At 63.5% G+C, this 17,082-nt stretch carries 18 protein-coding genes and 1 pseudogene; 10 read left to right on the top strand and 9 right to left on the bottom strand.

Annotated features, from left to right (window positions below):
- The first annotated feature begins 25 nt into the window (after positions 1–25).
- From XH91_RS13800 to XH91_RS13790, 3 genes are all read left to right on the top strand, one after another.
- Positions 26–805 carry an NAD kinase gene (locus XH91_RS13800; RefSeq protein ID WP_128951101.1) on the top strand — a complete coding sequence of 260 codons (780 nt, stop codon included), beginning with the start codon at positions 26–28 and terminating at the stop codon, positions 803–805.
- Between the two features lie 99 nt (positions 806–904).
- Positions 905–1,450 (top strand): response regulator, encoded by a 546-nt coding sequence (locus tag XH91_RS13795; RefSeq protein ID WP_008133731.1) that lies wholly within the window; start codon positions 905–907, stop codon positions 1,448–1,450.
- 30 nt (positions 1,451–1,480) lie between these two features.
- Complete coding sequence (locus XH91_RS13790) at positions 1,481–2,059, top strand: Hpt domain-containing protein (protein WP_128951100.1); 579 nt, start codon at positions 1,481–1,483, stop codon at positions 2,057–2,059.
- Between the two features lie 120 nt (positions 2,060–2,179).
- Here XH91_RS13790 and XH91_RS13785 read toward each other — a convergent pair whose 3' ends face one another.
- The 4 genes and pseudogenes from XH91_RS13785 to folE form a co-directional block, all read right to left on the bottom strand.
- Positions 2,180–3,355: a DUF2336 domain-containing protein gene (locus tag XH91_RS13785; protein ID WP_128951099.1), complete on the bottom strand. Its 1,176-nt coding sequence runs from the start codon at positions 3,353–3,355 to the stop codon at positions 2,180–2,182.
- A gap of 290 nt (positions 3,356–3,645) precedes the next feature.
- Positions 3,646–4,696: pseudogene (locus XH91_RS13780) on the bottom strand (lytic transglycosylase domain-containing protein).
- A 117-nt stretch (positions 4,697–4,813) separates the two neighbouring features.
- Complete coding sequence (hisI, locus tag XH91_RS13775) at positions 4,814–5,236, bottom strand: phosphoribosyl-AMP cyclohydrolase (protein WP_128951097.1); 423 nt, start codon at positions 5,234–5,236, stop codon at positions 4,814–4,816.
- Positions 5,237–5,263: 27 nt separating this feature from the next.
- Positions 5,264–5,956, bottom strand: a complete 693-nt coding sequence (gene folE / locus XH91_RS13770; protein WP_128951096.1) for a GTP cyclohydrolase I FolE — start codon at positions 5,954–5,956, stop codon at positions 5,264–5,266.
- Between the two features lie 242 nt (positions 5,957–6,198).
- Between folE and XH91_RS13765 the strand changes: the two genes are divergently transcribed.
- Positions 6,199–6,654 carry an iron-sulfur cluster assembly scaffold protein gene (locus XH91_RS13765; protein WP_128951095.1) on the top strand — a complete coding sequence of 152 codons (456 nt, stop codon included), beginning with the start codon at positions 6,199–6,201 and terminating at the stop codon, positions 6,652–6,654.
- Between the two features lie 11 nt (positions 6,655–6,665).
- Here the strand turns inward: XH91_RS13765 and XH91_RS13760 are convergent, their stop codons facing one another.
- Positions 6,666–7,568 (bottom strand): COG3904 family protein, encoded by a 903-nt coding sequence (locus XH91_RS13760; protein ID WP_164938290.1) that lies wholly within the window; start codon positions 7,566–7,568, stop codon positions 6,666–6,668.
- 229 nt (positions 7,569–7,797) lie between these two features.
- Between XH91_RS13760 and yidD the strand changes: the two genes are divergently transcribed.
- A complete protein-coding gene (gene yidD / locus XH91_RS13755) occupies positions 7,798–8,136 on the top strand; it encodes a membrane protein insertion efficiency factor YidD (protein ID WP_128951094.1) in 339 nt (112 codons plus the stop codon).
- A 91-nt stretch (positions 8,137–8,227) separates the two neighbouring features.
- Positions 8,228–8,440, top strand: a complete 213-nt coding sequence (locus XH91_RS13750; protein WP_128951093.1) for a hypothetical protein — start codon at positions 8,228–8,230, stop codon at positions 8,438–8,440.
- Here XH91_RS13750 and XH91_RS13745 read toward each other — a convergent pair whose 3' ends face one another.
- Both XH91_RS13745 and XH91_RS13740 read right to left on the bottom strand, forming a co-directional pair.
- Positions 8,441–9,655 carry a hypothetical protein gene (locus XH91_RS13745; RefSeq protein WP_128951092.1) on the bottom strand — a complete coding sequence of 405 codons (1,215 nt, stop codon included), beginning with the start codon at positions 9,653–9,655 and terminating at the stop codon, positions 8,441–8,443.
- Between the two features lie 2 nt (positions 9,656–9,657).
- Positions 9,658–11,022 (bottom strand): APC family permease, encoded by a 1,365-nt coding sequence (locus tag XH91_RS13740; protein ID WP_128951091.1) that lies wholly within the window; start codon positions 11,020–11,022, stop codon positions 9,658–9,660.
- Between the two features lie 379 nt (positions 11,023–11,401).
- Here XH91_RS13740 and XH91_RS13735 point away from each other — a divergent pair, with 379 nt between their 5' ends.
- Positions 11,402–12,706: an alpha/beta hydrolase gene (locus XH91_RS13735; RefSeq protein WP_164938288.1), complete on the top strand. Its 1,305-nt coding sequence runs from the start codon at positions 11,402–11,404 to the stop codon at positions 12,704–12,706.
- A 168-nt stretch (positions 12,707–12,874) separates the two neighbouring features.
- Positions 12,875–13,201 carry a GrlR family regulatory protein gene (locus tag XH91_RS13730; RefSeq protein ID WP_128951089.1) on the top strand — a complete coding sequence of 109 codons (327 nt, stop codon included), beginning with the start codon at positions 12,875–12,877 and terminating at the stop codon, positions 13,199–13,201.
- A gap of 18 nt (positions 13,202–13,219) precedes the next feature.
- On the opposite strand, the gene XH91_RS13725 is transcribed toward XH91_RS13730, so the two are convergent.
- On the bottom strand, positions 13,220–13,618 hold the full coding sequence (locus tag XH91_RS13725) for a hypothetical protein (protein WP_128951088.1): 399 nt from the start codon (positions 13,616–13,618) through the stop codon (positions 13,220–13,222).
- Between the two features lie 90 nt (positions 13,619–13,708).
- Positions 13,709–14,896: an MFS transporter gene (locus XH91_RS13720; RefSeq protein ID WP_245477325.1), complete on the bottom strand. Its 1,188-nt coding sequence runs from the start codon at positions 14,894–14,896 to the stop codon at positions 13,709–13,711.
- Between the two features lie 146 nt (positions 14,897–15,042).
- On the opposite strand from XH91_RS13720, the gene XH91_RS13715 reads away from it, so the two are divergent.
- The gene (locus XH91_RS13715; protein ID WP_128951087.1) at positions 15,043–16,668 is read left to right on the top strand and encodes a S8 family peptidase; all 1,626 of its coding nucleotides are present in this window, start codon (positions 15,043–15,045) and stop codon (positions 16,666–16,668) included.
- Positions 16,669–16,709: 41 nt separating this feature from the next.
- Entirely contained in the window at positions 16,710–16,955 is a 246-nt protein-coding gene (locus XH91_RS13710; protein ID WP_128951086.1) for a hypothetical protein, read from the top strand.
- The last annotated feature ends 127 nt before the right edge of the window (positions 16,956–17,082 follow it).

Raw genomic sequence — 17,082 nt, 5'->3', positions numbered from 1 at the left:
AGCCAGCGGCACCTGCCCGGAAGCCATGACCAAGCCATCGCGATACGAACGGATCGCCTTCGTCGCCAGCCCGAGCAGCGAGGCAGAGGCCGCCTTTCACCAACTCACGTCGCAATACGGCAATTGCGATCCTGACGAGGCCGACATCGTGGTCGCCCTCGGCGGCGACGGGCTGATGCTTCAGACGCTGCACCACCACATGCGTTCGGGCAAGCCGATCTACGGCATGCACCGCGGCACGGTCGGCTTCCTGATGAACGAGTACTCGACGCATGATCTGCGCGCACGACTCGAAGCGGCGCATGAATCCGAGATCAATCCGCTGCTGATGCGCGCGACCGACGTCAACGACCGCGTCCATTTGCACCACGCCATCAACGAGGTCTACCTGTTCCGGCAGACCTCCCAGGCGGCGCGGCTGCGAATCCTGATTGACGAGCGCGAGCGCATGCCCGAGCTGATCGCCGACGGCATCATCGTCGCGACGCCGGCGGGCTCGACGGCCTACAACCTGTCGGCCCAGGGCCCGATCCTGCCGATCAATGCTGCGCTCTTGGCGCTGACGCCGATCAGCGCCTTCCGGCCGCGGCGCTGGCGCGGCGCCCTGCTCCCCAACACCGCCTATGTCGTGATCGAGGTGCTGGAAGATGACAAGCGCCCGGTCGCGGCGGTCGCCGACCACGAGGAGGTCCGCAGGGTCCGGCGCGTCGAGATCCTGTCCGACAAGACCATCTCGATGCGCATGCTGTTCGACCCCGGCCACAGCCTGGAAGAGCGCATTCTGCGCGAGCAGTTCGGCTATTGAGCCCGGCCGCCCTTTCTTGCCCGGGCGCTCGGCGGCAACGCTTCGTTAACCCGAGCCACGATATGGTTAACGAAGGTTGACCGCTTTGGCCCGGGCGTCATGTTCCGTATCGACTTCAACAAGCTCCGCTTCCTCGTCTGCGACGACAATCCGCACATGCGCCGCATCCTGCGGACGCTTCTGCATTCGTTCGGCGCGCGCGAGGTCTATGAGGCCGAGGACGGTGCGACTGCGCTTGAAATGTACAGCCATTACGTGCCTGACATCGTCATCACCGACTGGGCGATGCCGATCTTCGACGGGCTCGAGCTAGCGCAGATGATCCGGCAGCCGGAATCCAAGGGTAACCCCTACGCGCCGATCATCATGCTGACGGGACATTCCGAAAAGCGCCGCGTCACGGTCGCGCGCGATGCCGGCGTCACCGAATTTCTGGCCAAGCCTATCTCGGCAAAGGGCCTCTATCAGCGCATCCTCAACGTCGTCGCCAGTCCCCGGCCCTTCATCAAGACCAAGACCTATTTCGGCCCCGACCGGCGCCGCAACACCAATTCCGCCTATATGGGTCCGGAGCGCCGTGTCGGCGAAAAGCACGAAGTGCTCCAGCAGCCTTCGCTGCTCGACAAGGCCCGCTCCTCCATCTAGCGCAACGTCTCATCCGGCGAGGCAGGCATCATGGCGAAGAACAACGCAAAGGACATCGAGGTCAAGGCCTTCGCCACGCATCACGTGATTACGCAGCCCAATCCGCTGCGTAAAGTGCTGCGCCGGGTCGAGGAAAAGGACATGGACGATCCGGTCGGCCGCGCCGAGCAGGCGCTGGCGGGTCTGTCCGGCGAGTTCAAAAGCTGGATGACAACCGAGGTCAACCGGCTCGCGACCGCCTATGTAGCCATCCGTAACGATGGCTTCACCAAGGAACGTCGCGACGAGCTCTTCCACGCGGCGCACGACATCAAGGGCGATGCCGCCACATTCGGCTATCCGGCCGCGGCGGCAGTTGCCGAGAGCCTGTGCCGCGTCATCGAGCATGCCCCGGATCTCGAGAAGGTGCCAGCCGAGCTGTTCACGCACCACATCAACGCCATCCTCGCCATCGTGCAGGAGAACACCAAGCTCGACAGCATCAGCGTCTCCGCCGAGCTCAGCCGCCGTCTGCGCAAGGTCGCCGATGACTATCTCGCCGACGTCAACCGCGACCGCCCCGAACATCTCGAAGTGATCCTCGCGCCGAGCATTGTGCCGGCGGAGTAGCTCGCCTCGTCATTGCGAAGATTGTGGGGCGGGTTAGCGCAGCGTAACCCACCACTTCTCTATCCGCCTTGAAAGAAGAGGTGGATTACGCCTTCGGCTAATCCACCCTACGCCGTCTCGTTACGCCGCGATCAGATCGTCATACGCCGGATCGACCGCGTCATCCGCGACGACTTCGTCGCAGAACAGCCGCGCCTCCTCGCGTGCGGATTCGGTGGCGAAGCGGCGCAGCAGGATCATCAGCGGCTCGGTGGCGCCGCGATCGCTCTCGCAGTGGGTAAGCACGCGCTCGACCATGCGCCGGCGCAAACGTGCCGCGGTGTCGTCGGTATCGACATAGCCCTGCTCGTGGCAGGCATCGAGCGCGACCTGGAACGCGGCGAAGGTCGCCTCGGGTAATCCGGCGCGGCGGAGCAACGCATGCAGGCTGTTGCCGCCGCGATCGTGCAGCAGAGCTGAGACACGCGCCAACGGCAGATCGGAGAGCTCCGCCAGCGCGGCATCGAACAGGTCGAGATTGCTCGACAGCAGCGCGCGCAGGATCAGGCCCGCGGTGAGCTGACCGGTGACACGCAGGTGCTTCACCAGGCCCTGCATGTCATCGCCGCGCGAGCGCGCCGCGATGTTCATGGTGGAGCGGTCGCGCGCCTCGATCGTCATGCGCTCGGCGCGATCGGCGCTCAGCCAGTTGCGCGCGACGACGAACTGGGCCAGCGTATCGGAGAGTTTTGCCACGAGCGCTGCGCGCGTTGCGGCCGGAATATCGTCCAGCACCAGCATCGCCTCGCGGATCGCGGCGAGATGGCCGTGACGCTCGACGATGCGCGTCCAGGAGAACGGGGCGAGCTCTGCGTGGGGATTTTCGATCAGTTCGAGGGCCGCGGCCGCGCAGCCGACCTCGGCGACGGCAGCGCAGACCGAGACCGGCAGGTTGATGCGACGTGCGACCGCGCATTGCACCTCGTCGTTGCCGGTCGCGACGATGTCGACGAGATCGGCATCGATCAGCAGCGGCGAATGTTCGAGCACGGGAAGCGCCACCGTCGGCTGGTCCGCCGACAACGCCCGTACGATCGAGGCCGGCGCATCCGTGCTGCGCGCAAAGGCCTCGGCCATCGCCTGCCGCACCAGCGGCGACGGATCGTCGAGCAGCATCAAGAGCGCGCCTTCGGCGGCGACGCGGTCGTCATGGGAAAGGTCTGAAATCAACCAGGCCCGGGCCAAGGCCCGCGTCGCCTCCGCCCGCTCACCCGCAGGCGCGGTCCTGATCCAATTGATGAACTGCCGAACAATCATGGAGCTTCCGGCTTACGCAACGAAAAACGTGGCGGTGACTGGATGTCACCTGCAATACAAAATAAACCACGACGCTTAACAAAGCGTTCACCATAACTGGCTGGTTTTATTGATGATTTGTTAAGATCAAAATTGCCACCGCATCCGTGCCCCGGACGCAGTGCTGCGCCTCTTAGCGATGCGCCGCAGAGCCGGCGCCCATAATTTGGAGAGCGGTGATTGTTGATCGGGTCCCGGCTCTGCGCAGCAGCGTTTCACGCTGCAGCGCGTCCGGGACACAGTCGAGGATATTAGCTCGAGTATGTGCCGCTGCGATCGCTGAAGAGATCGAGCGGCTGCGGCGGGCGCACGTCTGGCGTCGCCGAGGCGACTGACGTGAGCGAGGCGTTGTTGCCCCACAATTTCTGCACCGTGGTCGAGACCGGCTGCGTCGCGTCGCCGGGCTGATAGATCGAGCGGAAGGCCGGCGTGACCGGCGAGTTATCGGCGAGTGTGGTTGACGATGTTGCGCGCACCGGCGTCACGCTACGCGCATCCGGAAAGGTCTGAAGATAGGCGGCGCTGTTGACCATCGGCTGCACGCCGTTGGTGGCGGCGACCTGTGTGGTCGACGGTGTGTCGCCATACATCGCCATCGCGCTGCGCGTCGACTTCGCGTTCGACGCGCTGGCGTAGCGCGCATTCAGCACCGAATAGACTTCAGAGACGCTGCGCGCGCGGCCGTCCTTGGCGTAGAAGATCGAGCGGTTGGCGGATGCAGCGTTGGGAAACAGTCGCGCACCGACGGCTTGAGGATTGTCCTCGGCATTGGCGATCAGTTTCGCCGCGCCGCCGACACCCATGAAATGCGCCATATAGAGCTCGCTGTCGGACGGCCTGCGACCGAGCAGGCCGGTGAGCTTGAAGCTGTTGGATTGCGTCAGCGCGGCCGCCATGCTGGACGCGGCCTGCGGATCGTCGCGCAGCTTCATAATCGACCGCTTCATAAAGGGATCGTCGACGGTGTAGCTGCCCGACGAAGTCTTCGTAATGGCGTCGGAATAATTGCCATAGCCGAGCTGGGGGCCCGCCTCCTTCACCGTGCCGAGCCAGGTCTGGTCGATGAACTGATAGAGGCCGTGGGCGGACGACGTGGTCGCGCCAGCCGATGGATCGAAATCCGATTCCATCTTGGCGGTCGTCAGCATGTATTCGAAACTGACGCCGGTCTGGTTCGAGGCCTGCTTGATCGCGCCGGCGACGCGGCGGGCACCATCCGTTGCGGCCGTCTGCGAGGCACTGGAATTGTCGACCGACATGATGGGGGTGCCCGGCCCGCGTGGCGTTGAGCGGCGCCGGCAATTCGGACGCCTGATCCACCCTGGACACTTATGGTTAATGCGGGGTTAATTTGGCGGATCGCCCCATCCCCCAAGTCATTCCGGGCTCGCGCTACGCGCGCCCCGGAATGACAAGCTCCTAATTCTTATAAACCGCGCTCGGATCGAACAGCCTGTCCGCATCCACGAACACCAGAGTCGCACCACCATCCTTGGCCTCGACCTTGCGATAGAAGCAGGACCGGCGGCCGGTGTGGCATGCCGCGCCGATCTGCTCGACGCGAAGCCAGATTGCATCCTGGTCGCAATCGGTGCGGATCTCGACCACGCGCTGGGTCTGACCTGAGGTCTCACCTTTTCGCCACAAGGCATTGCGCGAGCGGCTGAAATACCAGACTTCACCCGTGGCAATGGTCTTGCGCAGCGCCTCGTCATTCATGTACGCGACCATCAGCACATCGCCGGTGGCAACGTCCGTCGCCACGCAGGTCACGAGGCCGGCGGCATCGAACTTGGGAAGGAAGGCAAGACCTTCCTCGATCTCATGGGAGTGAGCGGACACGACGAATCTCGCCGGTTATTCGCGAGGTCAGCGCGTCATGCCTCGCACCATGGACAGGAAACGGGCCTGCTCCGCCGGATTGTCGCGGAACATGCCGGTGTAGCGGCTGGTGAAGGTGGAGGCGCCGTGCTTGGCGACGCCACGCACCGACATGCAGGTATGCTCGGCCTCGATCAGGACGGCAACGCCCCGCGGCTTGAGGATCTCGTCGATCGCGGCTGCGATCTGCGCCGTCAGATGCTCCTGGGTCTGGAGCCGCCGGGCGAAGATGTCGGTCAGGCGGGCGAGCTTGGACAGTCCGACGACGCGCTCCACCGGCGTATAGGCAATGTGCGCCTTGCCGTAGAACGGCATCATGTGGTGTTCGCACTGCGAGGTGAACTCAATGTCCCGCACCAGCACGAAGTCGTCGTAGCCGGCCGTCTCGCCGAAAGTGCGGTCAAGCACCTCGGCCGGGCACTGGTGATAGCCCTGATAGAGCTCGTCGAATGCCTCGACCACGCGACGCGGCGTGTCCAGCAGGCCCTCGCGCTCGGTATTCTCGCCGATATAGGCGAGCAGGGTCTTCACGGCCGCTTCCGCCTGGGCACGCGCGGGGCGCGGCTGATCGGCGCGGACGGCGGCCGCGAGGAATTCGGCAGGGTCAAGCTCAGCCGGACGGCTCTCGGGCTGCCGGTCGGAGGGCTTGCTTGGGCGGATGGATTTGATTGCGGCGTCCATATCTTCTCCGTTCGACGGCCTTGCGGCCGGGGTGTCACCGGCAGACGGGGCGGACAAGCCGCCGGACGCCTGAAGAGAACAGTTTTGACGAAAAATCCTACTTGCCAATAACGCCGGCCGCGCAGATCTGGATCACCGCCAACGCGCCGCCGGACTGTTTTTCCGCCAGTTCCGCCCTTATATAGGACCGTGGGCGGCGCACGCCAAGGCCGATCCGGCCCGGAAGTCCTGGACTCCATCACATGCTGAACGACATTTATAACAAGCGGATCATCGAGCTGGCCGGGAATATTCCGCGCCTCGGACGGTTGTCGGACCCCGACGCCACCGCTACTGCCCATTCCAAGCTGTGCGGCTCGACCGTGAAGATCGACCTCAAGATGGAGGGCGACACCGTCACCGACTTCGCGCATGACGTGAAGGCGTGCGCGCTGGGACAGGCTTCTTCGTCCATCATGGCAAGTCACGTGGTTGGCTCGACTGCGAGCGAACTCCGTGAGTTACGCGAAACCGTTCGCAAGATGCTCAAGGAAAACGGCGCTCCTCCTGAAGGCAAATGGGAAGAGATCAAATTCCTCGAGCCGGTCCGCGACTACAAAGCGCGTCACGCCTCCACGCTCTTGACCTTTGATGCCGTGGTCGATGCGATCGGCCAGATCGAGGCCAAGACGAAGCAGCCGGCGACTGTCCAAGCCTGAGACTGGGGCTCTTACTTCTGGGACGTTGCGGCCGGCGTCGCCACACCCCCGGTCGGGACCAGCGCTTCAGCCGTCTTGGTCGACTTGGCAGGCTGCGGCTCCGACTCCTCGCCGAACCTCGCCTGCGTCTTTGGTGCAAGCTCCGCCATTGCAGGTGCAGTGACGTCCGCATGCGGCAGCACATCGGACACCAGATCGGTCGTCACGAGATTGGTCAGCTTCAGCTCGGACGCATCGAGCTCATGCAGATCTTCCCAGGGCGGCACGTTCAGCGCGAGCGACAGCAGGTCCCCGGCCCCGCCCATGTCGAAGGTGTATTTGGCCAGCCGGCCAATGTCGCGTTCCACGATCATCAAATCCTGCGCACTGTAGCTTGCCGCCTTGGCGTCGTCGGCGCGGTCGCCCATCCAGATCTGGTGGACGCGGACATGGGCTGCATCGGGCACGTAGCGCTTCTTGCCCGCCAGAAGCAGGAACACGCACATGGACTCGCAGTAGGCCTCCGAAGCGACAGTCGGACGGGCGCCCTTCCCGCCGCCGTTCTGCTGCGTGATGCCGACGGTGGTCAGCAGACCGAGATTGCGGAAGCGCCGGCCAAGCGAAATCGCGTCGTTGACGGAACCGCCGCTGGAGTCGAGCACCACTGTGGCGCCGCCGAGCTGCCGGCCGCGAGCGAAGTCATCGAAGTCTTTCGGTGTATCCGCAGTGATAATGCCGACCGCGCTGACCCAGCCGCGGCAATTGGGCTCGCAGGCCACCCAGCCAAACTTCATCGGGAGCTTGCGCTCTTCGAGCGAGGCGCCAGCGCTGGCTGGCGAACCAAAGGTCGCGATGGCGCCCGCCAACACGACTCCACAAGCGGCGGTTCCCACCAGCAACCAGCCGCGAAGATTGAGCGACCTGTGAACTTTCAAACTGGTTCCTTCCCCAAGCCCCAAAGCGATTCAGGCAAGCCCCGTATCATGTTCCCGCGAGTCTACACATGAACGTCACAAAAATGGTATCCGGGGGAATACAGATCGTCCATAGGTACTTGCTGCACTGCTCCCTGAAAGCAGGCAAAATATGGCGCGCGTACAACAGCCCGCTGTTCCCCGCGTTGGAACCGAGCATTAGCGCGCACAGGATGTCGGCACATCGCATATGAAGCACTCAGCCTGCGAGCACTGCTCCGCACCCATCGCCGAAGCGCTGCGACTGCCGCGCAGGTTCGGCCGCGCGCTGATCTGGCTCTACCGGCATACGCTGTCGCCGCTGGTCGGCTACAACTGCCGTCATCTGCCGACCTGCTCCGTCTACGGCGATGAGGCCATCGAGCGCTTCGGACTCTGGGCCGGCGGCTGGATGACGGTGGCCCGGCTATTGCGCTGCAACCCTTTCGGCACGTCAGGCATCGACAACGTGCCCCTCGCTGCGCCGCGCGGTGCGCGCTGGTATTTGCCCTGGCGCTACGGCCGCTGGCGCGGTGTCAACGCTTCGTAAGCTTGCTGCGGCGCTCCGCGCATCGCTGCTCTGAGCGGAACCGGAACTTCGTCCTCGCGTTGTTGTGACGCTCCCGCGGGAGGAAAAAACAATGCGCTGGAAAATCAGCCATCATTTTCATTTGAGGCCTGGCTTACATCTTAGCTTCAATCCCAGGGATCATGATCCCCGTACCGTCGACATGATCGCGATTGTCGCGCTGCTGGTGCTGGTCCTCGGCTCCGGGTGGTATCTGGCAACAAGCCTCGCAACGCCGCCAAGCACGACAGCATTCATCGTGCCCAGCCAGAGCGCGCGCTGGTAGCTAGCGGAACCAGAAAAATCGTCCCGGCGGCGGCGGGATCGGCTCGGGTGGACGCGGCCGCTTGGGGCGCAGCGGTTTCGGCGCCGGCTCGGCGGACGAGGTGTCCTCCGCGGCGGGCAGCGCATCGCTCCCCGCGACCTTCACCGACAGCAGCAAATTCGACTCATGCGTGCGCCAGCGATAGCCGACGCCGAAATCGATGGGCTGGGCGCGCGTGAACAATTCGGCGTAACGCTCCTGATAGCGGCCGGGGAATTCGTTGATCGGACCAAGATAGCGGCCGAACGGGAAAAAACGCCATTTCCGCGGATTGTAATCGGCGAGCGGAATGCCGGAATCGTCCTGGATGATGGTCGCGCTGTTGGCGAGCAGCCAGTCGCGCGCGACGGTGAAATTGCCCGCGTGCAAGAGATAGGACGCGCTCTTGATCAGGCTGTTGCCGGGCCCGAGCGTCTCGCAGAATTTCAGGAAGCCGGCCACGCGAGCCCCGGAATTGGAAAGATCGGTCGAGAAATAATACAGGGTGCGCGCCTCACCGTCCGGGCCCGCGTAGGTGATGCGGACGCCGCGCGTGGCGTTCGGCCCGGGATTGTCGTTGCCGATGTGTACCCCGCCCTTGTCGTCGAGCGCGACCATCTCGACGTTACGGATGGTTTTGCCGGAGCGCGCCAGGAAAACGTAGAGAATCGGCAAGGTACCGTTGACCTGGTTCGTGTGCAGATCGACCTTCATCTGCTTGGTGATGAAGAAGGAAAAGCTCAGGATCGAGCCGAGCGAGCGCTCGACATTGTACAGCGCGGCATCGACGGAGCCGCGCGACAGCCTGGTCAAATCAGGCACCGCGCCGACCGGCTCGAGCGCGCCCAGCACATAGGTGCTGGCCTTTGAGTAGAACGCGTTGGCGTAAAGGAAGTCCGGGCCGCTGAAGAAATAAAACATGGTCGGCCGCGGCGCTGCGAGATTGACGTCGGACCAGCTCCGGATCTTCGATAGCTGCCGCTGCTCGAGCTGGGCGAAGGCGCTATCGAAGAATTTTGCGTGATGCTGCCAGGATGGGTCCCCGGTAAGCGCCATCAGCGGCGAATCCGCCGAAGGCGGCATGCCCGCGAGGAAGCGCGCGGTGTCGTCATAGGTGACCTCGGCCGCACGCACGGACGAGATGGTCGCAGCCAGCAGGGCAAGAGCGACGGCCGCTAGTCTCATGGGTCGAAGCATATCTATTCGCGATTGTGTGAATTGGCTGCGGCGACCGGCCGCCTGCGGAAAACAGCATAAATCAGCAGGCCCGTGAGCATGACGAGCATTCCCGACAGCGACTGCACGGGCCGCTCGGTCAACAGGTAGTACATCATGAACGCGGTCACGAGCAGGAAAATGAGCGGAGTGAACGGGTATCCCCAGGCACGGTAAGGCCGCGGCAAATCAGGATCGGTGATGCGCAGCTTGATCACGCCGGCCACCGTGAAGAACGAGCAGAACAAGAGCGCAAACTGGATGAAGTCGAGCACCGCCTCGAAGCTGCGCGTGAACAGCAGCAGATTGGCGACCGCGAGCTGAAACAGGATGGCGTAGGCCGGCGCACCGCTCACCGATCGCTTCGAGAACACGCGCAGCGCCGGGATATCCTCCCCCATCGTCATCATCACGCGCGGGCCGATCCACATCATCGCGCTGATCGAGGAGATCAGGCCGACGCAGATCATCGCCCCGACGATCCGGCCTCCGAGTGAACCGAAAATAGCGCTGCCGGCGACGCTTGCGACATCGAGCTGGCCCGCAAGCGCGCTGATTGGCGTCGCGTAGAGGAACACCGCATTGAGCGCGACATACAGCACCAGCACGATCAGCGTGCCCGTAAGCAGCGCGCGCGGCAGGCTCTGCTGCGGCGTGTTCATCTCGCCGATGATGTAGGTCGCGGCATTCCAGCCGGAAAAAGAGTACATCACGAAGACGAGCCCGATCGCGAACGGCGCGCTCACGATATGGGCGAGATCGCCCGCGTGCGGCGCAAAGGAGATCGGCTGCGGCGTACCGATGACGAAGCCGGCGATCAGGAAAGCGACAATCAGCACGACCTTGAGGATGGTCGAGATCAGCTGAAAGGTCGACGAATGCCTCACGCCCGTCAGTTGCACGATCGAGACCAGCCACACCACGCCGATGGCAAGTGGGATCGGCGGGAGATCGGGTATGACCGACTTGGCGTATTCGCCGAAAGCCATGGCCGCGAGCGCCACAGGCGCTGCGAAACCGACTGTCGCCGAGACCCAGCCGGCGAGAAAACCGAAGGCCGGGTGATAGGCCCGGCCGAGGAAATTGTACTCGCCGCTCGAGCGCGGAAACATCGCACCCAGCTCGCTGTAGGAGAACACCCCGCACAATGCGACGATGCCGCCGACCGTCCACAGCGCGAGGATCGAGAAGCCCGAGGGGATATCCTTGACCTGGAAGCCGAGGCTGGTGAACACACCGACCCCGATCATGTCGGCAACGACGATCGCGGTCGCGACCAGAACGGAAACCCCGGAGCCCCCGGTCAGTCGCCCTGTCCAGGGCGCAGTTCCCGCATCTGATGCCGTCATCTGGGTCCTTAACCTCAGGCGTCGAGCCTCGTGGGAGGCATCGTGCAGATTGGCTCAGTCAATTCAAGCAGGGTTAACAAGGGTTAAATGAGGCGGCCAAGATAGGTAATTGGCCACCTTCTGCGCCCGCTTTGCACCAATAAACCCGTAATCGCCCGTGCAAATGCGCCTGCCTCTCCCACAATCGCGACACGATTGCGTGGTCTTTTTCGCTCAATCCGGATGTGGGGAAGTTTCTCCGGACGCTTAACGTCGCCTAAACGCCAGTCGGCTCAATTGTCCTAGAGATTGCCGATGGTTCGTGACTTGGGATCATGCTTGGGGTCATGCTTGGGGTCATGGGTGGATGGTCGGGGCCGTTCCGAAATTGAGAGCAGACATGCGCGCTGACCGGACCAAGGCGTCCGGGGCGCGCGGTCGTGCGCTTCGGATCGCCCTGATCTCAGGCTTGGTGCCACTGTCGCTCACGCTGGTTCAATGCGGCCAGTCGCCCAGTCCCACAACACTCGCCGCGAGCTCGCAGGCCAACGTCCAGGTGGTTGCGAAGAGCAACCCGCAGACCGCCAATCAACAGGTCGCAAGCGGCGACACCTTCGATGATCGCTTCCCTGCCCCGCAGTTCAAGGAGCGCTTTCCCTCGCCGAGCGAGAGTTTCCTGCAGCGGCAGATGTCGGACTTCTCGCCCAAGCGCGTCGTGCAGCAACGGCCGGAGCCGGCGCCCTACAAGGTCGCCTCGCTCGCGCCGCAAGTCCCCTATCAGCGTCCGCCGCGCCAGGACCTGACGACCCTCGTCAGCATGAAGTCCTCGGCCTTCCCCTATTTCGGCAACAACCCTGCCTCCGACGCACCGTTCCTCAACATCTCCAAGGGCGACCGCCGCGGCCACCGCAGCTTTTCGGGGCGCGTGTTCTGGCAGGACGAGACCTATAACGACAGCCGCGTGCTGGTGCACGTCCCCGAACATTTCGACGTGCGCAAGCCCGGCGTGATCGTGGTGTTCTTTCACGGCAACGGCGCGACGCTCGAACGCGACGTGCGCGACCGGCAGCTTGTGCCGCAGCAGATCACCGATTCCGGTGCCAATGCCGTGCTGCTGGCGCCGCAGATGGCCGTTGACGCCGCGGATTCCAGCGCCGGAAAATTCTGGCAGCCCGGCGGCCTCAAACGCTTCATGGAGGAATCGGCAAGCCACCTTGCGCAGCTGACCGGCGACCCCAACAGCGCGCGCGCCTTTGCCAACATGCCGATCGTGATCGTCGGCTATAGCGGCGGCTTCCTCCCGACCGCCTGGAGCCTCGAGGTCGGTGGCATCAGCGATCGCGTCCGCGGCGTGGTATTGCTCGATGCTGTTTACGGCGAGATGGACAAGTTCGCGTCCTGGATCGAGAGCCACCGCTCCGGCTTCTTCGTCAGCTCCTACACACACTACACGGCTCGGCGTGACCGCGAGTTGATGAGCATGCTCCGGCAAAAGGGTATCGGCGTCTCCGAGGACATGGACGGCCCCTTGCGTCCCGGCAGCGTGGTCTTTGTCGAAACCGGCGAAGGCATCACCCATCGCGACTACGTCAACCGCGCGTGGACGCAGTACCCACTCAAGGATGTTCTGGTGAAGATGTCGGCAACGCCGGCGCTGGCGCTGACGCGGGTCGCAGCCACCAGCTCTTCGGCATCGAGCCGTTGATCCAATATTGCGCATGCCGGCATTTCGGCGCGCTGCCTGCAATTCCCTCAGGCCATGATCAAAATGTGATGTTGATGGCTCACAATCCCGGCAGCCACCGGATTGTTTCCGCTGGCCACGATCATAATTTGCCGGCCAAATCGAGTTCGAATTCTGCGGGGACAGCGCGTGCGTCAGGGACTCTACAAGGTCGACTTCCACACCGTTCACGGGACCGGTTGTGGCGTCCTCTACGTGACTGAAGGCAAGATGCGCGGCGGCAATTCGGCTTTCGCCTTCATCGGCACCTATACGGGCCAAGGCGACAGCATCAAGGTCAAGATCTCGACCGAGCGCTACAACGACGACCCGGCCTTCAAGGCACTGTTCGGCATCGACCGGATCACGCTGACACTCGGCGGCCGCGAGGATGGCGACACGGCGGAGTTTGAAGGCACCGCACTACAATTGCCGGGCGTTGCCTTCAGGGCCGTGTTGAGTCGGATCAGCGACTAGCCGTCCGGCTACAGTCCTTCAGCTTTTCGGCAGCTTCGGAATGCTCTCGGCGAAACCGTTGAAGCAGGCCAATCGCTCGTCCTCTTCCTTGAAGAAACGGCAATCGGCGTAGCCCTTGGCCTTGGCCGGCTTCGGCTTCGGCGTCGGCGCGATAATGGCGTCGTAACAGTTGAGCCGGTCCTTGGTGCCATCGTCGGTGTCGAGGCAGGCCTGCAGCCGGGCTGCGACGGACTGCGGCTTGCCCTTCGGCGCCGCTGCCGGCTTGGCCGCCGCCTCTTTGGTCCCCGCGGCGATCCCCTTGGTCCCCTTGGGCTTGACCTGCACCAGAGGCTTGTCTCCCACCATCGGAGGCTTATCGGTTTGTGCAAACGCGGAGGCTGAATAGAGCACCGCGGCAACCGCCAGAATCATCCTCATTTCAGTCAACTCTCTTTGGTCCCCATGCTTGGCCTTCTAGCGCTCTCCCGCGCCGTTTGCCAAGCACCTTGCGCAGGACAAATACAGCCATCAGGCCGAGGCCGCAGCCGCCGGCCGGGGCCGGCTCACGACCACCAGGACCAGCGCCAGGACGACGAAGCCGACCGCCACGAAGCCTGTGCTGTGAAGCAGGTCGCGGGCAAACAACAGCCCTCCAACGGCGGAGCCGATGGCCTGGCCGATATAGAGGACCGACGTATTCAGCGCGACGGTTGCGGGCGCGAGCGCCGGAGCGGCCGCGACCAGCCGCACCTGCTGCATCGAATTGGTCGAGGCAAAGCCCAGCCCCCAGATCGCAACCCCGGTCGCCATCAGCACAAGCGTGCCGGCGCTCAGCGCCCATCCGGTGATCCCCGCCAGTAACAGGCACGTGAACAGCAACGAGGTCCGGTACGGCCCCCAAGTGTCGACGACACGGCTCGCCACCACAACGCCGAGGAAGCCGCAGACGCCATAGATGGCAAACACCATGCCGATCGCATCCGGACTTGCGTCGGTCAGCTTTTTCAGCAGCGGGCCCATGAAAGTGAACACTGCGAACTGCCCGGACATCTGCAGCATCGTGATCAAAAGCAGCAGCAGGATAGCCCTGCTGCGGCCGACCTGGCGCCAGGTCTTCAGGTCGACAGGTGTGCCCTTCAAGCCGGCGGGCAAGCGCACCAGTAGCAACAGGAAGCTCACACATCCGAGTGCGCCGATCGTGCCGTAGGCGACGCGCCAGCCGTAGCGACTGGCGATGAAGGTGATCAGCGGCAGACCGACGGCGGCCGCAAGCGACCAGCCGAGGAAGATATAGGCAATCGTGCTGCCGCGCCGCTCCGCCGGCACGATCAGAGCCGCCGTGCCGGCGGCCTGCGGCGTGTACAGCGCGCCGATCGCCAGCATCGCGAGGCGAATGACGAGGAGGCTTGCGTAGTCGGGCGCAAAGGCAGAGGCGAGATTGCCCACGGCAAGCACCGCAAGCGTGGTCGTGAGCAACAGCCGTCGCTCGATGCGGCTGGTCAGCCACGCCGTCAGCGGCGAGCCGATGCACAGCGTGATCGCGCCGAAGGTGATGAGCAGCCCAGCCGCACGGATGCTGATGCCGAGCCCGGTCGACAATTCCGGCAGCATCCCCGCCGGCGCCAGCACCGAGCAGCCGGTGACGAGATTGCCAAGCATCAGGGCGGTGGGCGCGAAGCGGCCGGCACCGGGGCCGGCATGAGACATGGGTTTCATGCACGTGCATGTAGTGGATGCCAACCTGAAATGAAAGCACCCGCGGCGCCCCTTATTCCGCACGCGGCCATCCGATCCATCTTGTATTTCTCGGGTTTCGTGATGATACTCATACTATTTCTAATTGCATATTTGAGGGAGTTTCAATGTCGAACAATCAGGAAGGTCTTCGCCGTTACATTGTCATGAGCAAGGATAGCTACCTCGCAGACCCACTCAATATCGCGAGCTTGCAGCCGAGCACGGGCACAATCAAGCTTGCCACGCGAGCACGCGTCGCAGCTCCTGCGCCAAAAATGCGAGTTCTGGATTCGCTTCACGAGAATGGTCCGAAGCTTGTCGAAATGGGACCGGAAGGTGAGCTCAGTCTCCGTCTCAGTTCGCCCCACCTGAAGATCATCCCGGAGGTATTTTATCATCGACAGTGGGAGCGCTTCCGCGTCCATCAACGTCCTGCCCGCCCCGCCGGCAAGAGGGTGGCCGTGAAGAAAGCGAAGAAGACGGCCGCCAAGAAAGGCGCGAAGACAGCCGATGCAGGCCGAATGAAATTGGCCGCCGGGGTGAGCGTCTCCGCAACCAGCTTCAAGGTCTCGGTCGTGGCAAGTTCGGGCGGCCGACCGATCGGGGGCGCCCATATCGTTGCGTTCACGAATTTCGCGGCGCGTCAGGGCTCCGAGGCAACGACCGGCGCCAATGGACAGGCAACGTTGAAGCTGCTTTCGCCAAACCAGGCTCTCGAACGCGTCTATGTCTACGCACCGCCCGGCTTCTGGGGATTCTATGCCGCCAACACGACGGGCACGAAACTGGCGCAGATCAAGCTCACGCCGATCGACGTCCGCGACCCCACGCTGCTCCTCACGCAACTCTACGGCAAACTCCCCGCCAATGCCGGTACGGGCGTTACCGTCGGGATTATCGACAGCGGCGTCGACGGCACACATCCCGATCTGCGGAATGTGACCGGTGGACTGAATTGCGTGAGCGACGAGGTCCGAGGAAATCCGGCGGCCGCGCAGAATTGGCGGCCGGCCCTGACCGAGGGCGAGCACGGTACCCATGTCGCCGGGATCGTCGGCGGCTCTGGATCGGCGAGCGGGTTTCGCGGCGTGGCCCCTGGGGTCAAGCTCCGAAGCTATCGCGTATTCCCGGATCACCCGCGACCTCCGCTCAACAATGGCGCCAGCAATTTCGACATCGCCAAGGCAATCGACACCGCCGTCGCCGAGAAATGCGACATCATCAATATGAGTCTCGGCGGCGGCCCCAAGGATGACCTCACGCGCGCGGCGATCGATCGCGCCATCGCGGCGGGCGTTGTCGTCGTTGCTGCCGCTGGCAATGATGATCGACAGCCGGTCTCGTTTCCGGCCGCCTTCGTCGAGTGCGTCGCGGTATCGGCGATGGGACGAATCGGCTCATTTCCGAAGACATCGATCGGAAGCAGCGACGTCGCCTCTCCAAAGGGCAGCCCCCTTGCCACAGATTTCGTAGCCGATTTCAGCAATTTCGGCCCCGAAATCGATACCACTGGGCCCGGCGTCGAGATCGTCTCGACCCTCCCCGGAACCAGCCACGGCTCCCTAAGTGGAACCTCGATGGCCTGCCCCGCCGTTGCCGGATTTGCGGCCTATCTGTTGGCCAAAGATGCCGCGCTAAAACCAAAAACCGGTACCGACCGTTCCCGCGCACTGAAAGACGCTCTATATGCTTGCTGTAAGCCGGAGAATTTCGGCCGCGACTATGAGGGGTTCGGGTTACCTCTCCCGTAGCCACATCTCGGAAGGACCGGCATCCTGATGGATTACAGACGATGAGCGAACGCACTGTGGTCTTTCGTGCCGGTCCCCAATCCGAGGCCTCGGAAAGCGTGGCCGAACGGCTACGCGCCGGCGGCGTGGAGATCGTCGAGCAACAGCCGAACATGCTGCTGGTCGCTGGCGCGCGGCAAGCGATCAGCAAAGCCCTCGGCGACGCAGGGGGCTGGAAGCTGACGGCCGAGACCACGACCCCGCCGCCGAAAACGCGCGAAAAGATCCTGAAACCGCCGGTCCGATAGGACAGCCAGGTCAAACAGGTCTGCCGGGGCGATTGCCGCCGGGCGGTGCGGCTGCGCCACTTTCCTAGAAATGCCGGATTGCACAGGCCGAATCGCCTGATATATCGCTCGTTCCCGCTTACCTGCG

Source organism: Bradyrhizobium guangzhouense, from assembly GCF_004114955.1.
Lineage (GTDB): Bacteria > Pseudomonadota > Alphaproteobacteria > Rhizobiales > Xanthobacteraceae > Bradyrhizobium > Bradyrhizobium guangzhouense.
This window is presented reverse-complemented; position numbering and strand designations above follow the sequence as displayed.

Coding starts and splice junctions, on each gene's coding strand:
- XH91_RS13800 (WP_128951101.1), top strand. CDS start 26: ATGACCAAGCCATCGCGATACGAACGGATCGCCTTCGTCGCCAGCCCG.
- XH91_RS13795 (WP_008133731.1), top strand. CDS start 905: ATGTTCCGTATCGACTTCAACAAGCTCCGCTTCCTCGTCTGCGACGAC.
- XH91_RS13790 (WP_128951100.1), top strand. CDS start 1,481: ATGGCGAAGAACAACGCAAAGGACATCGAGGTCAAGGCCTTCGCCACG.
- XH91_RS13785 (WP_128951099.1), bottom strand. CDS start 3,355: ATGATTGTTCGGCAGTTCATCAATTGGATCAGGACCGCGCCTGCGGGT.
- folE (WP_128951096.1), bottom strand. CDS start 5,956: ATGGACGCCGCAATCAAATCCATCCGCCCAAGCAAGCCCTCCGACCGG.
- XH91_RS13765 (WP_128951095.1), top strand. CDS start 6,199: ATGCTGAACGACATTTATAACAAGCGGATCATCGAGCTGGCCGGGAAT.
- yidD (WP_128951094.1), top strand. CDS start 7,798: ATGAAGCACTCAGCCTGCGAGCACTGCTCCGCACCCATCGCCGAAGCG.
- XH91_RS13750 (WP_128951093.1), top strand. CDS start 8,228: ATGCGCTGGAAAATCAGCCATCATTTTCATTTGAGGCCTGGCTTACAT.
- XH91_RS13745 (WP_128951092.1), bottom strand. CDS start 9,655: ATGCTTCGACCCATGAGACTAGCGGCCGTCGCTCTTGCCCTGCTGGCT.
- XH91_RS13740 (WP_128951091.1), bottom strand. CDS start 11,022: ATGACGGCATCAGATGCGGGAACTGCGCCCTGGACAGGGCGACTGACC.
- XH91_RS13735 (WP_164938288.1), top strand. CDS start 11,402: ATGCGCGCTGACCGGACCAAGGCGTCCGGGGCGCGCGGTCGTGCGCTT.
- XH91_RS13725 (WP_128951088.1), bottom strand. CDS start 13,618: ATGAGGATGATTCTGGCGGTTGCCGCGGTGCTCTATTCAGCCTCCGCG.
- XH91_RS13720 (WP_245477325.1), bottom strand. CDS start 14,896: ATGAAACCCATGTCTCATGCCGGCCCCGGTGCCGGCCGCTTCGCGCCC.
- XH91_RS13715 (WP_128951087.1), top strand. CDS start 15,043: ATGTCGAACAATCAGGAAGGTCTTCGCCGTTACATTGTCATGAGCAAG.
- XH91_RS13710 (WP_128951086.1), top strand. CDS start 16,710: ATGAGCGAACGCACTGTGGTCTTTCGTGCCGGTCCCCAATCCGAGGCC.